General features: G+C 36.3%; 14 protein-coding genes, 2 tRNA genes, 1 rRNA gene and 1 pseudogene. 4 read left to right on the top strand and 14 right to left on the bottom strand.

Annotated features, from left to right (window positions below):
* Nucleotides 1-181 precede the first annotated feature (181 nt).
* Nucleotides 182-398, top strand: a pseudogene (locus tag I7822_RS26490) (tyrosine-type recombinase/integrase); the annotation flags it as partial.
* 114 nt (nt 399-512) lie between these two features.
* Here the strand turns inward: I7822_RS26490 and groL are convergent.
* Nucleotides 513-2,147, bottom strand: coding sequence for a chaperonin GroEL (gene groL, locus I7822_RS26485; protein ID WP_207982055.1), 1,635 nt, complete (start codon nt 2,145-2,147; stop codon nt 513-515).
* A gap of 57 nt (nt 2,148-2,204) precedes the next feature.
* Nucleotides 2,205-2,489, bottom strand: coding sequence for a co-chaperone GroES (groES, locus tag I7822_RS26480; RefSeq protein ID WP_026561982.1), 285 nt, complete (start codon nt 2,487-2,489; stop codon nt 2,205-2,207).
* 332 nt (nt 2,490-2,821) lie between these two features.
* On the opposite strand from groES, the gene I7822_RS26475 reads away from it, so the two are divergent.
* Together I7822_RS26475 and I7822_RS26470 are read left to right on the top strand one after the other, a co-directional pair.
* Entirely contained in the window at nt 2,822-3,556 is a 735-nt protein-coding gene (locus I7822_RS26475; protein ID WP_207982054.1) for a CPBP family intramembrane glutamic endopeptidase, read from the top strand.
* Nucleotides 3,553-3,756: a YdiK family protein gene (locus I7822_RS26470; protein ID WP_207982053.1), complete on the top strand. Its 204-nt coding sequence runs from the start codon at nt 3,553-3,555 to the stop codon at nt 3,754-3,756. The genes I7822_RS26475 and I7822_RS26470 overlap by 4 nt, the downstream gene beginning before the upstream one ends.
* A 4-nt stretch (nt 3,757-3,760) precedes the next feature.
* On the opposite strand, the gene tatC is transcribed toward I7822_RS26470, so the two are convergent.
* The 4 genes from tatC to moaC all read right to left on the bottom strand — a co-directional run bounded on the left by tatC (nt 3,761) and on the right by moaC (nt 6,186).
* Entirely contained in the window at nt 3,761-4,519 is a 759-nt protein-coding gene (gene tatC, locus I7822_RS26465) for a twin-arginine translocase subunit TatC (RefSeq protein ID WP_207982052.1), read from the bottom strand.
* A 17-nt stretch (nt 4,520-4,536) separates the two neighbouring features.
* Nucleotides 4,537-4,731 (bottom strand): twin-arginine translocase TatA/TatE family subunit, encoded by a 195-nt coding sequence (locus tag I7822_RS26460; protein ID WP_066335688.1) that lies wholly within the window; start codon nt 4,729-4,731, stop codon nt 4,537-4,539.
* Nucleotides 4,732-4,755: 24 nt separating this feature from the next.
* A complete protein-coding gene (locus tag I7822_RS26455) occupies nt 4,756-5,400 on the bottom strand; it encodes a redox-sensing transcriptional repressor Rex (protein ID WP_207982051.1) in 645 nt (214 codons plus the stop codon).
* 297 nt (nt 5,401-5,697) lie between these two features.
* Nucleotides 5,698-6,186 (bottom strand): cyclic pyranopterin monophosphate synthase MoaC, encoded by a 489-nt coding sequence (gene moaC / locus I7822_RS26450; RefSeq protein WP_207982050.1) that lies wholly within the window; start codon nt 6,184-6,186, stop codon nt 5,698-5,700.
* Nucleotides 6,187-6,571: 385 nt separating this feature from the next.
* On the opposite strand from moaC, the gene I7822_RS26445 reads away from it, so the two are divergent.
* On the top strand, nt 6,572-8,509 hold the full coding sequence (locus I7822_RS26445; RefSeq protein WP_207982049.1) for an ABC-F family ATP-binding cassette domain-containing protein: 1,938 nt from the start codon (nt 6,572-6,574) through the stop codon (nt 8,507-8,509).
* 721 nt (nt 8,510-9,230) lie between these two features.
* Here I7822_RS26445 and tsaD read toward each other — a convergent pair.
* From tsaD to rrf, 8 genes are all read right to left on the bottom strand, one after another.
* Nucleotides 9,231-10,253: a tRNA (adenosine(37)-N6)-threonylcarbamoyltransferase complex transferase subunit TsaD gene (gene tsaD, locus I7822_RS26440; protein ID WP_207982048.1), complete on the bottom strand. Its 1,023-nt coding sequence runs from the start codon at nt 10,251-10,253 to the stop codon at nt 9,231-9,233.
* Complete coding sequence (gene rimI / locus I7822_RS26435) at nt 10,250-10,702, bottom strand: ribosomal protein S18-alanine N-acetyltransferase (RefSeq protein WP_279382023.1); 453 nt, start codon at nt 10,700-10,702, stop codon at nt 10,250-10,252. Before rimI ends, tsaD begins: the two co-directional genes overlap by 4 nt.
* A gap of 13 nt (nt 10,703-10,715) precedes the next feature.
* The gene (gene tsaB, locus I7822_RS26430) at nt 10,716-11,405 is read right to left on the bottom strand and encodes a tRNA (adenosine(37)-N6)-threonylcarbamoyltransferase complex dimerization subunit type 1 TsaB (protein WP_207982046.1); all 690 of its coding nucleotides are present in this window, start codon (nt 11,403-11,405) and stop codon (nt 10,716-10,718) included.
* On the bottom strand, nt 11,386-11,859 hold the full coding sequence (gene tsaE, locus I7822_RS26425) for a tRNA (adenosine(37)-N6)-threonylcarbamoyltransferase complex ATPase subunit type 1 TsaE (protein WP_207982045.1): 474 nt from the start codon (nt 11,857-11,859) through the stop codon (nt 11,386-11,388). The genes tsaB and tsaE overlap by 20 nt, the downstream gene beginning before the upstream one ends.
* A gap of 15 nt (nt 11,860-11,874) precedes the next feature.
* Nucleotides 11,875-12,858, bottom strand: a complete 984-nt coding sequence (thiL, locus tag I7822_RS26420) for a thiamine-phosphate kinase (protein ID WP_207982044.1) — start codon at nt 12,856-12,858, stop codon at nt 11,875-11,877.
* 188 nt (nt 12,859-13,046) lie between these two features.
* Nucleotides 13,047-13,123: transfer RNA gene (locus I7822_RS26415), tRNA-Asp, on the bottom strand.
* Nucleotides 13,124-13,126: 3 nt separating this feature from the next.
* Nucleotides 13,127-13,203 (bottom strand) — tRNA-Met (locus I7822_RS26410).
* 40 nt (nt 13,204-13,243) lie between these two features.
* Nucleotides 13,244-13,359, bottom strand: a 5S ribosomal RNA gene (gene rrf / locus I7822_RS26405).
* Nucleotides 13,360-13,369 lie beyond the last annotated feature (10 nt).

The following is a 13,369-nucleotide window of genomic DNA, read 5'->3' as shown; positions in this document are numbered from 1 at the left end:
TTTGAAGGAATTATGTTGGTCATTAAAAATAATTATATTGTTAGTTAAATTGTTTATGTAACCAAAGTGCCTTCCGAGAAGAGATGCTTTTTTCACACCGTAAAGGCAGAAAAAAAGGGTGTATAACACACCCTTACTCTCTAGCCTATTCCGCGTTGTGCTTTTCTTGATATTTTTCAATATAAAAAAGGCAGGTATTGATAAAAACATTACCCCTCATTCATTCAGACATACACATACATCTCTTAATTGAAGCGGGTGTGGGAGTAAAGGAGATCCAGCAGCGTTTAGGCCACACTGACATAAACACTACAATGAATATTTACGCTCATATGACAGCGAATATGGAAGAAAAGGCCTCCCACCAGTTCAGTAAACTGATGAAAGACCTTCTCTGATAAGATGGTTTTTGTGAAAAAAGTGAGCATTTTTTGCTTACTATGAGCAAAAGTATGAGCATTTACCTTTATTCTACTTAAAAACCCCTATATATCAAGGCTTTATGATGTTGATTACATCATGCCGCCCATTCCACCCATGCCGCCCATGCCGCTCATATCAGGCATGCCGCCACCTTCTTCAGGCTTGTCAGCGATAACAGCTTCAGTTGTTAAGAACATTGCTGCTACAGAAGCTGCGTTTTGTAATGCAGAACGAGTTACCTTAGTTGGGTCAACGATACCAGCTTCAAACATGTTTACCCACTGGCCGTTTGCAGCGTTGAAGCCAATTCCAACTTCTTCTTTCTTTAAGCGCTCAACAACAACAGATCCTTCAAGTCCTGCATTGTGTGCGATTTGACGAACCGGCTCTTCAAGTGCACGAAGAATGATGTTGATACCTGTTTGAGTATCTCCTTCTTCTTGAAGTGCAGCTACTTTGTTATATACATTTACTAGAGCTGTACCACCACCAGAAACGATACCTTCTTCTACTGCAGCACGAGTAGAGTTTAGAGCATCTTCGATACGTAATTTACGCTCTTTTAATTCAGTTTCAGTTGCAGCACCAACTTTGATTACTGCTACACCGCCAGCTAATTTAGCTAAACGTTCTTGTAATTTTTCCTTATCAAATTCAGAAGTAGTTTCTTCTAATTGAGCACGGATTTGGCTTACACGGCCTGCAATTTGATCAGCTTCTCCAGCACCTTCAACGATTGTTGTATTTTCTTTTGATACAACAATTTTAGAAGCGCGGCCTAATTGACTAATATTAGCAGATTTAAGATCTAAACCTAATTCTTCAGTGATAACTTCACCACCAGTTAAGATCGCAATGTCTTCAAGCATTGCTTTACGGCGATCACCGAAGCCAGGTGCTTTTACTGCTACTGCATTGAATGTACCGCGAAGTTTATTAACTACTAGAGTAGCTAATGCTTCACCTTCTACATCTTCTGCAATTAATAATAGAGGCTTACCTTGTTGAACAACTTGCTCTAATACAGGTAAGATTTCTTGAATGTTTGTAATTTTTTTATCAGTGATTAATACATATGGGTTTTCAAGAACTGCTTCCATTTTATCAGAATCAGTTACCATGTATGGAGATGCATAACCACGGTCAAATTGCATACCTTCTACTACTTCTAATTCAGTAGAGAAACCTTTAGATTCTTCAATTGTGATAACACCGTCGTTACCAACGCGTTCCATTGCTTCTGCGATTAATTGCCCTACTTCTTCATCGGCTGAAGAGATTGCAGCAACTTGTGCAATAGATTCTTTACCTTCGATTGGTTTAGAAATAGCTTGTAGCTCTTCTAAAGCAACTGCAACAGCTTTTTCAATTCCCTTACGAACAACCATTGGATTTGCTCCAGCAGTTACGTTCTTTAATCCTTCACGGATCATCGCTTGAGCTAAAACAGTTGCAGTTGTTGTACCGTCACCAGCAACATCGTTTGTTTTGCTTGCAACTTCAGCAACAAGTTTAGCACCCATGTTTTCGAAAGCATCTTCTAATTCGATTTCTTTCGCAATTGTAACACCATCATTTGTAATTAAAGGAGAACCGTATTTCTTTTCTAATACGACGTTACGTCCTTTAGGTCCTAATGTAACTTTAACAGCATCTGCCAATGCATCAACACCACGAAGCATTGAACGTCGAGCATCTTCACTGAATTTAATATCTTTAGCCATTTTTACAAGACCTCCTCAAAGTTTTAAATGTTTTCTATGATATGTGTGCTGTTTCTATTAACCGATAACAGCTAAAATGTCGTTTTCACGTAAAATTAAGTATTCTGTACCTTCATATTTCACTTCAGTACCAGCATATTTTGAGAAGATAATACGATCGCCTTCTGCTACTTCAAGGGCTACTTTTTCTCCACTATCTAAAACACGACCTGTACCAACAGCTACTACTTTACCTTCTTGTGGCTTCTCTTTCGCACTATCTGGAAGGACGATACCACTAGCAGTTTTTTCTTCTGATTCAACTAACTCGATAATAACGCGATCACCTAATGGCTTTAACAAGTGAAACAACCTCCTCAAATTCGTTAAAAAATGATTATTTTTCCTTTTTATTAGCACTCGTTGTCCTTGAGTGCTAACACAATTATTATATTATATAAGATCTCTTCTAATTTCAAGTATGAAGTTAAAATTTTTTAAAAGAACTTGCCTAATAGATTTTGTCTAAATTGTAAATTGAATAAACATCTTTTGATTAATTCAACATAGTTATCATACATATGATAATAGAAAGGTATGATACAATAAGGTTTGATTAATTTTACCCATGTTCAATTCCATGATCAGATGTTTCTGTCAAATATCTCATCATTAGTCAAATGAAGGAGGCCTCTATGAAAAAGCATTATTGGTTTATTTTATTAACATATATGCTCATGCAGCTTTCAGGGATAGCTGGGATCAGCTTATTTCATTTTTTAGATATAGGTGCTACACAAGTTGAAAGATTTGCTTATTGGACAATCTTTAGCTTTACCCTTGCGTTTATCATTATTCTCTTTTTATTAAGAAAAGAACGTAAGAATGAGAGTTTACTTCGCGGCGAACCATCATCTGTTTCCGCTTCTGTCGGTTGGGCAATTGGCGGATTCTTTTTAGCTATTTTCGCCCAATACTTTGCAGCAAACATTGAAATCAACCTATTTGGTGTAGAGCCTGGATCAGAAAACACAGAAATGATTGTTAGTGTCATTGAAGTAACACCCTTAGTCATTATTGTCACTTCAATTATCGGACCGATACTAGAAGAGATCATTTTCCGAAAAATAATCTTTGGTGTGTTATATAAAAGGACGAACTTTATTATTGCTGGACTTATCAGTTCACTTCTTTTTTCCCTTTTGCATGGTGAGCCTCAGCATCTTCTTTTATATGCATCGATGGGTTTTACCTTTGCCTTTTTATATGTAAAAACAAAGCGGATCATTGTACCTATCTTTGCCCATGTGGCGATGAATACGATGGTAGTCATAGTTCAAACTGTATTTCGTGAGGACATTGAAAAAATGATGAAGCAAGTTGAAGAAATGCAGCAAGTGCAAGTTATTATTGGAGGCCTTTTAACATGAGAACAAACCCTATATCCATGGGATTCTTTTATTTAACGATGGGGTTGATGTTTACGTATTTAGCAATTAACAGTGCTGAAAATGGGATTTTTTCTTTCCCGACAATCGTTTTAATGCTAATTGCAACCTTCGATATCGGAGTGGCAATTAGAATGTTTATCCTATCTAGTAAAATCAAAAAAATGAACAAAAAAAAATGAGACTTTATTGAGTCTCATTTTTTGCATTCTCTTCCTCGAACCTTAGCTTCTGAGCTTTCCTATATGTAATACGGGATACCCATATACTAATTTCATATAAAATAAACAACGGTATCGAAACCAGTAAATGTGATGTTAATTCTGGTGGTGTAATCAGTGCAGCAATGACAAGTAGAACAAAGTATGCATATTTTCGCACCTGAGATAAGAACATCGGCGTAACAATTCCAAGTCTAGTAAGAAACATAATAACTACAGGTAACTGAAACAACAGTCCAAACGGAACGGTTAGCTGCAATAAAAAAGTAAAATACTCATGAATTCCAATTACTTGATTAACTTCTAGATCGTTCGAGATCCTTTCCATAAAATCTACGACAAATGGAAACAAGATAAAATATGAAAAGGAAACACCTACAAAAAACAACCCTAGTGACATTGGGATATAACTTAAAGTCACGCGCCTTTCTTTCTCATATAAGCCTGGACTAACGAACGACCATAGCTGATACAAAATAACAGGTGACGTTATGACAAATGCAATAAGAAACGCAAATTGCATGTAAACCATTAATGGATCAGTTAAATTAAACGAATTTAGTGTTAAATCCTTCGCTTCTTCTGTTTGCTGTAAATATACGATAATCGGTCTTGAAAGTAAAAAGCCAGCAATAATAGCTATGAAAAAGAAAACGACAACAATAACAAGTCGTTTTCTAAGCTCTGTTATATGTTCAATGACCGACATTTCATTATGTTTCATATCGGTTTCATCCTATCTTACTTGACTTCGTCCTTCTTTTCTATCTTTTTCACATCATCTTCTTCATCATCTGCTAAACCTTTTGTTGCATTTTTAAACTCACGTAACGAATTACCGACCGCTTTACCAAGATCAGGTAACTTTTTTGGGCCAAAAATTAGTAATGCAACAAATGCAATTAATAATAGGCTTCCGAATCCAAGTGTTGGCATCGAAATCCACCTCCTTTGCCTTTATTATTTATCTTCATTAGGATAATGTTTTAAAAAATATACCAGCGACTGAAGCTCAACCGCTAAATCAATATGATGGATCCGTATTTCATCTGGAACATTTAATCTGGCCGGCGTAAAGTTCAAGATCCCTTTAATTCCCTTGACAATAAGTCTGTCAGTAATAGACTGAGCGACTGTTGCAGGTACTGTTAAAATTGCAACAGTTACATCCTCTGGAATAATTTCTTCGAGATGGTTTAAATCATAGACATGAACTCCACCAATTTCTGTTCCAATTTTCTTATTATCCACATCAAATGCAAGTGAAATAACTGTATTATTATTCTTGGTAAAATTATAATGTAAAAAAGCTGTCCCTAAATTACCGACACCTATTAAACATACCTTCGTTGTTTCATCTTGATCTAATGTTTTTCTAAAAAAGGATAACAAATAATTCACATTATAACCATACCCTTTTTTACCTAGCGCACCAAAATATGAGAAATCTCTCCGAATAGTGGCAGAATCTACCTTTACAGCATCACTTAGCTCGGCAGAAGAAACACGCTGCTTACCAGATGAGTGTAAATTTTTTAAAAACCGGTAATATAAAGGCAAACGCTTAGCAGTTGCCTGCGGTATTTTAGATTGTTCTATATTCACTCTTTATCCCTCACATTCATACAAAACGTGCTATGACGTACCAACGTCACCATCCAAAATGAAGGGAAGAACTGTGTATAACTACAAGCCCAACACCAATATGGCGGCGTGAACGGAGCAAGCTCTATAAATATTTATTGCAAAGAACTAGTCTATTTTTTAACTAATATGTTTAATAATGAAAAATAGCTCGGTTTTCTATCCTCATTTCCTTCATACAAAGCCTCTATGACGTAAATTCATGAAGAACAGTCTAGTGAAACTAAAAAGCTAAATCCACTATTGGAAACCAGTAGCTTATATATCTTTCCTGATGAAATCTCCACTTTTTCCACCAGTTTTTTCTACTAGATAGGTTGGTCCAATAACCATCCCTTTATCCACAGCTTTACACATATCATAAATTGTAAGAGCTGAAATGCTTGCAGAGGTTAACGCTTCCATTTCGACACCTGTACTGCCTTTTGTTTTTACAGTTGAACTTATCAAAAGTACATATGTACTATCACTATTTTCCCATTCAAACTCAATATCTACACCTTTAATTGGAATAGGGTGACACATAGGGATGACATTTGCTGTTTGTTTAGCTGCCATTATCCCAGCAACCTGTGCAACTGATAAAACATCACCTTTTCCAATTTCATGATTGGTGATCTTTTGATATACCTCTTTCGTCACTTGAATGCTTGTCTTTGCACGTGCTGTTCTAACTGTTATTTCTTTTGCAGAGATATCAACCATTTTTGCTCTGCCTTGTTCATTAAAATGGGTAAATTCTGACATATCCATATCTCCTTATACGTAGACTATACACTATTTTTTAAAATCTGTCTGTTTGTTATTGTGACAATTGTATGGCTAGAACAAAAGCGCAAGCGCCTTGATCAGCCCCGACAAGCATAAGATGATTTAGAATAGAAGGCGTTCTTTGCCTTCAATTCTAAATTAGCTTATGACCTCGAGGGGCTAGGCGCTGGAGCTGGATGTCGTGCGCTTATCCACAGTTCAAGAATTTTATAATTTCCTAAACGAGAACAAAAGCGCAAGCGCCTTGATCAGCGCCGTAGAAAAAAGAGCACTCCGTCCATCATTATAGATATCTATTGTATCTTTGTTGCCCATAAGTCGCTATTAAGCTACACTTAAAGCATTAGTAGAGGTGAAAACAATGATATTGTTACAAATAAATCAACTTAATAAATATTTTGGCGCTGATCCTATTTTATCGAATATTAAGCTAGAAGTACAAACAAGAGACAAAGTTGCCATTGTGGGGCGTAATGGGGCTGGAAAATCTACCCTTTTAAAAATAATTGCTGGAGTCATGTCACATGATTCAGGTGATATCATAAAACCAAAAGATGTATCAATAGGCTACTTAGCTCAAGATACGGGATTAGAATCTCAATTATCAATTTGGGAAGAAATGAATTTAGTATTTAAAGAGCTTCAATTAATGGAAAAGGAAATGAGACTTGTTGAGCAAAGAATGGCAACAGTTGACCCTGCCCATGAATCACTTAAATTTGAGAAACTCCTCAAAGAATATGACACCTTACAAGTGAAATTTAAAGAAAATGGCGGCTATCAATATGAAGCTGATATTCGATCTATCCTCCATGGACTCGGTTTTAGCGAGTTTGATCCAGGTACAAAAATATCTTCGTTGAGTGGCGGTCAAAAAACCCGCCTCGCACTAGGGAAACTACTATTAACAAGCCCTGATCTTTTAATATTAGATGAACCAACAAACCACTTAGATATTGAAACCTTGACATGGCTTGAACAATACTTGCAGAACTACCCTGGAGCGATTTTAATTGTCTCTCATGACAGGTATTTTTTGGACAAAATTGTCACACAGGTGTACGAAATTAGTCGTCATACAAGTACAAAATATCTCGGTAATTACAGCAGCTACTTAAAGTATAAAGCAGAAAACTACGAAAAAGAGCTTAAAACCTTTGAAAGACAACAGGAAGAAGTAGCTAAGTTAAAAGACTTTATCCAACGTAATCTGGCCCGTGCTTCGACAACTAAGCTCGCCCAAAGCAGAAGAAAAAAGTTAGAGAAAATGGATTTAATAAATCGGCCACTTGGTGATGAAAAATCGGCTAACTTTCAATTTGATATCGAAAGACAAAGTGGAAATGATGTATTAAAGGCAAAAGACATCTCTGTCTCATATGACTCAGTTCATCCTGTCATTTCAAACATATCCTTTTCTATTTCACGTGGTGATAGTATCGCCCTAGTTGGCCCAAATGGTATTGGTAAATCTACATTACTCAAATCTATTGTTCAAAAGCTTGACTCATTAACTGGATCATTTGCCCTTGGCTCCCATGTACAAATTGGCTATTACGATCAGCAGCAGGCAGATCTAACTTCTAATAAGCGTGTACTGGACGAGCTTTGGGATGAATATCCACAGAAGACGGAAAAAGAAATTCGTACAGTTCTAGGAAACTTTCTATTTTCTGGTGACGATGTTTTAAAGCCTGTTTCAACTCTTAGTGGTGGAGAAAAAGCGAGACTTGCTCTATCAAAACTAATGCTTCAAAACGCGAACTTTCTTATTTTAGATGAACCGACAAACCATCTTGATCTAGACAGTAAAGAAATTTTAGAAAACGCATTAATTGATTACCCTGGAACAATTTTGTTTGTTTCACATGATCGGTATTTTATCAACAGAATTGCTACAAAGATATTTGAACTCTCACCTAATCATTTGAGAGAGTATTTAGGAGACTATGATTATTTCCTAACAAAAAAAGAAGAACAATTAGAGCTAGAACGGTTAGAACAAGAGGCTACGGGAAAATCAACTTCTCAAAAGGTGATGACAACACAGCCAGAAGGTAAGCTTTCCTATCAACAAGAAAAAGAATTAAAAAAGCTTGAAAGACAGAAGCAACGAAGAATAGAAGAGATCGAGGCTGAGATAGGTCATTTAGAAGAACAAATAGAAAAAAATGAAGCTCTTCTCTGTGATCCAAACATCTATCAAAATCATGAAGAAGTGCAAAGAATTAATTCTGAGAACGAACTTCTTCAATTAAAGCTAGAAAATTTAATGAATGAATGGGAAGAGTTACACTAAGAAAAGCGCAAGCGCCTTGATCAGCGACGTATGAACTGGAGCAATCCGTATGAGATAAAGCGAGACTTCCATCAGTGGGTTTTCTGATGGATAGCGAGACTTATCGGACTTTTACGGACAGTTTTTATTTACTGCCCGTTAATGTGCGGCAAAGGAAACACGAAGAGCGATAGCGATTCGATGTTGACTTATCGTAAGGAGGAGTGTGAAGTTCACTAGTCGCTAGGCGCTGGAGCTAGACACCAAAACTAAGTATAAAAATTTATACTTCTTTACTTCTAAAAAACAGCGAAGCAATTTCGCTGTTTTTTACTTCCTTCATCTTTAAATGTCGGTTGCATACATCTTTCGACATTTTTTTATCTCTTAGATAATAATAGAGAGATCAGAAAGTTTCCCTTGATTTTTATCCACACTACAATTCCTTTATTTCCAACATATCAACAGACTTATACACATTATCCACAAAAATTCTAAATATTATCCTAGTTATACACAGCCTAAACAAAGCTGATATGACAGGATTTTTACTTGTTTTACACAATTCTACAAATATCGTGCATATTCTGTGGATAACTATGTTCATAACTATCATTTACATATAAAAAAGGTGACTCAAATACCAAGGATCATACCTTCCAGCTCAATATATAGATCAATTCAAGTTAAAAGATCTATATATAAGTAAATAGGGAAGGTTATGACCCAATTGAGTCACCTCTTAATAAGATGTTAATTCAAGTCCAGGATTTGCATTTAGAGCTAAATCACTTCTAATTCCTTTATCATATAGAACGCTACCAATAGCAGCAATCATTGCTGCATTATCTGTACAGAGGGACAAGGGTGGAATAATTAACTCTAACCCATCCCTTGAAGAAAACTCTTTTTCTAAAGCTGTACGCAAGCCTTTATTTGCTGCAACACCACCAGCTAGTAACAGTTGTTTCACAGGATATTTATCCACAGCTTGTGATGTTTTTTTCACCAACACATCAATGACACTTGCTTGAAAACTAGCAGCAACATCTTTAGCTTCCAATGTTATTCCCTTTTGCTTAGCATTATGAAGCGTATTTATAACTGCTGATTTGAGGCCACTAAAGCTAAAATCAAATGATCCTTCACCTAACCAAGCTCTTGGTAAATCAATTGTTGGTTTTCCCTCATGTGCTAATCGGTCAATATGTGGACCACCAGGATACGGGAGCCCTAAAGTTCTTGCAACCTTATCATATGCTTCCCCTGCTGCATCATCCAATGTTTCACCAATTACTTCAAAATTAGCATGCTCTTTCATATAAACAAGCTCAGTATGCCCACCTGATACCACTAAAGCTAATAACGGGAACTCTAACTCTTTAATAAGACGATTTGCATAAATATGGCCAGCTATATGATGAACACCTATAAGTGGTATACCATGGGAAAATGCTAACGCTTTTGCGGCATTAATCCCTGTTAATAAGGCACCAACTAGACCTGGTCCTTCAGTTACAGAAATTGCTGATATTTCATTAAAGTCAAGGTTCGCTTGTTTCATTGCTTCCTCAAAAACGATCGTTAATTGTTCAACATGGTGTCTAGAAGCAATCTCTGGGACTACACCTCCAAATCGCTTATGACTCTCAATTTGCGAGGCTACTACATTTGCTACGATTTCACGTCCGTTTTTAATAATAGCTACAGCTGTTTCATCACAGCTTGTTTCTACACCTAATATATATTGATCTGATTGATTCATACTAAATTCACCCACATTACTAAAGCATCTTCTTGATTATCTGTATAATATCTCTTTCTTATTCCGCCTGATAAAAACCCGACCTTTTTATATAAAGACTGTGCGATATGATTAGAAACTCGTACCTCTAAAGATAACCGTTTTGCATTCATTTCTTTACTTAGCTGGATTGAAAACCTTAGAAGAGCTTCACCAATCTTCATATTTCGATAATCAGGGTGTACTGCTATATTTGTAATTTGTGCATCATCCATAATCACCCATAAGCCGCAGTAGCCAATCACTTTTCCCTCAAATTCCACTACTAAATACTTTGCAAATAAATTTTGCTCGAGTTCATAAAATAATGACTCTTTCGACCAAGGTGCTGAAAATGACAGTAATTCGATTTGATAAACCTCTTCAATATCTTCTCTTTGCATCTTTCTTATCGTAAACCTATTATCCAAGTTCTCCACCATCTTATTTTTGCTGTTCTAGCCATTTTGCTTCTGCTTCAGCTAGTCGGATATAATTTGGAACAAGGGAATGGACATCTGACGCTTCTTTTGTTAAGCCAATTAGCCCTAGCTCACTTGGTCTCGGGTTATTTAACGTAACTTGTCCAATTTCACCCATATCTCCTAACGTGCTAACGATTGTTTCTTTATGAATTTCAACATCATTACCTACAAATAAAACACGTTCCTTTTTAGCTTCAAGCATTTTTAGCCAATCAGCAAGTAAAAGGTTTTGATCCTTTTCAATTGTTACTAATTCTCCATTAGCATATTGATATAAGCCTGTATAAACTTGGCCTCTTCTCGCATCAAATATAGGAGAAATGAATCCATTAAAAAATCTTCCGTTTGCTGCTAACACCTCTAGGCTAGAGACGCCTACTATTGGAATTTTCAAAGACCATGCCATTGTTTTCGCGATCGATACTCCGATACGAACCCCAGTATATGATCCGGGACCAGTAGCTACCACTATTTTATCAAGTTGCTTTGGGGCTACTTCACAATCACCTAATAGGCTTTCTATAGCTGGCATTGCACGTACAGAATGGTTCTTTTTCAAATTTGTAATATACTCACCAATCACTTTTTCTTCATCGACTAACGATATTCCGAGCACATAATTAGTTGTATCAATTGCTAATACTTTCATTGCTTAACTCCTTACATATTTCAACATAATGAGAACCATATGGAGTCATCATGATTTTCCTTGTTGAATCATTTACATATAAGATTTTTATATCCAAACGCTCACTTGGTAATTGGTCTTCTATCAGATGTGCCCACTCTACCACTGTAATGCCATCTCCATGAAAGTACTCATCAAATCCTAAATCTTCATCAGCATCCTCTAGACGATAAACATCCATGTGATATAAAGGCAATCTTCCACCTTTATATTCTTTAATAATTGTAAAAGTTGGACTGTTTACATTGCGCTTTATTCCTAAACCTTTTGCTAGTCCTTTTGTAAATGTTGTTTTTCCTGCACCTAAATCACCTTCAAGCGTTACAACATCACTTTTTATTACTTTTTCAGAAAGTCTTTTTGCAATTTCTAATGTTTCTTCAGAGCTTTTTGTACTAAATTCAAATTCTTCCACTCTTACTCACCTTACTTATCTATTGAAGTGGTTGTAACCAGACTTTTCAAGCTTTATCACTTCTTGATTTTCACTATTTAGTAAAACGCCAGAATGGCTACAAGTAACCAAGCCAATCTTAGTGATTTTAATCATTTGCTCATCACATGCTTGTTTTAATTCATCCCATGATTCTTTTGAGGTAGTACCAACTAACTCAAAATCCTCACCACCAAAAAGTATCCACTTGTTTATATCATAAACAGTTTTTAAAAAGAACAATTCATTACTAACTGGAAGATCAATTTCATTAATTGCTATTCCTAACTGACTTGCTTCAGCAATTTCATGAAGCTCACTTGCTAATCCATCACTAATATCATTTAAAGAAGCTCTTTCCAGTTTTGCGATAAGCCTACCCGCTTTAACCTGTGGATTTGGCTTCTTATGACGATTAATAAGATAATTCTTATACGTTTTATCTTCAATTGCTACTTGGTTTAATAACAGCGCTAATCCAGCAGAAGAGTCTCCAATATTCCCTGTAACAAAAACGATATCTCCGTCTCTAGCATTATTTCTAAGTGTCTGTACATGGGTTTCTACTTCACCAATAACCGTAACTGTTACAATCAGCTTGTCAGTAGTAGAAACAGTGTCACCACCTAATAAATCCATTTGATACATTTCCGCAAGCTCTTGCATTCCCTTAAATATCTCTAAAAGCTCATGTTCTTCCCAACTAGATGGAATAGCAATAGATACCAAATAATAGATAGGAATTGCTCCCATTGCTGCAATATCGCTTATATTCACAGCTAACGACTTATATCCAATTTCTCGCGGAGAAGACAAAGTTTTCAGAAAATGTACACCTTCTACCATTGAATCAACACATACTACTTGATTTTTATGAGCTGAAGGCTCATAAACAGCAGCATCATCACCAATTCCTACTTTTACATTTTCTTGAAATATACGATTGGGCTTTATTTTACTGATAAAATCAAATTCATCCATGTCTTTCTCCTAAATTATGAAAAAACCTTAGGAATTGTTTCCTAAGGAATGATCTCTTTTTAGTTTAGCTAATAGTTGTAGTTTATCCAAGTTATTCACATTCTATCGTATCACATTTATCTTTTTGTTGGCATTAAAAAAAGACATAAAAAAAACGAAACATCTATGTTTCGTAAACAATCAAAAAATGGCGGTCCGGACGGGACTCGAACCCGCGACCTCCTGCGTGACAGGCAGGCATTCTAACCAACTGAACTACCGGACCATTTGGTTGCGGGGACAGGATTTGAACCTGCGACCTTCGGGTTATGAGCCCGACGAGCTACCAGACTGCTCCACCCCGCGATAATAAAAAGTATTTAGTTATTAATAAACTTAAGAAAATACCTGGCAACGTCCTACTCTCACAGGGGGAAACCCCCAACTACCATCGGCGCTGAAGAGCTTAACTTCCGTGTTCGGCATGGGAACGGGTGTGGCCTCTTCGCCATCATTACCAGATAATTTATTA

The sequence above is a fragment of the Metabacillus bambusae genome, from assembly GCF_017497975.1.
Taxonomy (GTDB): Bacteria; Bacillota; Bacilli; order Bacillales; family Bacillaceae; genus Metabacillus; species Metabacillus bambusae.
The sequence above is the reverse complement of the archived record's forward strand: the minus strand, read 5'-3'. Positions and strand labels throughout refer to the sequence as shown.

What these genes read in the sequence shown, in the direction of transcription:
- groL (WP_207982055.1), bottom strand. Translation starts at nt 2,147, where the DNA reads ATGGCTAAAGATATTAAATTCAGTGAAGATGCTCGACGTTCAATGCTT.
- I7822_RS26475 (WP_207982054.1), top strand. Translation starts at nt 2,822, where the DNA reads ATGAAAAAGCATTATTGGTTTATTTTATTAACATATATGCTCATGCAG.
- I7822_RS26470 (WP_207982053.1), top strand. Translation starts at nt 3,553, where the DNA reads ATGAGAACAAACCCTATATCCATGGGATTCTTTTATTTAACGATGGGG.
- tatC (WP_207982052.1), bottom strand. Translation starts at nt 4,519, where the DNA reads ATGAAACATAATGAAATGTCGGTCATTGAACATATAACAGAGCTTAGA.
- I7822_RS26460 (WP_066335688.1), bottom strand. Translation starts at nt 4,731, where the DNA reads ATGCCAACACTTGGATTCGGAAGCCTATTATTAATTGCATTTGTTGCA.
- moaC (WP_207982050.1), bottom strand. Translation starts at nt 6,186, where the DNA reads ATGTCAGAATTTACCCATTTTAATGAACAAGGCAGAGCAAAAATGGTT.
- I7822_RS26445 (WP_207982049.1), top strand. Translation starts at nt 6,572, where the DNA reads ATGATATTGTTACAAATAAATCAACTTAATAAATATTTTGGCGCTGAT.
- tsaD (WP_207982048.1), bottom strand. Translation starts at nt 10,253, where the DNA reads ATGAATCAATCAGATCAATATATATTAGGTGTAGAAACAAGCTGTGAT.
- tsaB (WP_207982046.1), bottom strand. Translation starts at nt 11,405, where the DNA reads ATGAAAGTATTAGCAATTGATACAACTAATTATGTGCTCGGAATATCG.
- thiL (WP_207982044.1), bottom strand. Translation starts at nt 12,858, where the DNA reads ATGGATGAATTTGATTTTATCAGTAAAATAAAGCCCAATCGTATATTT.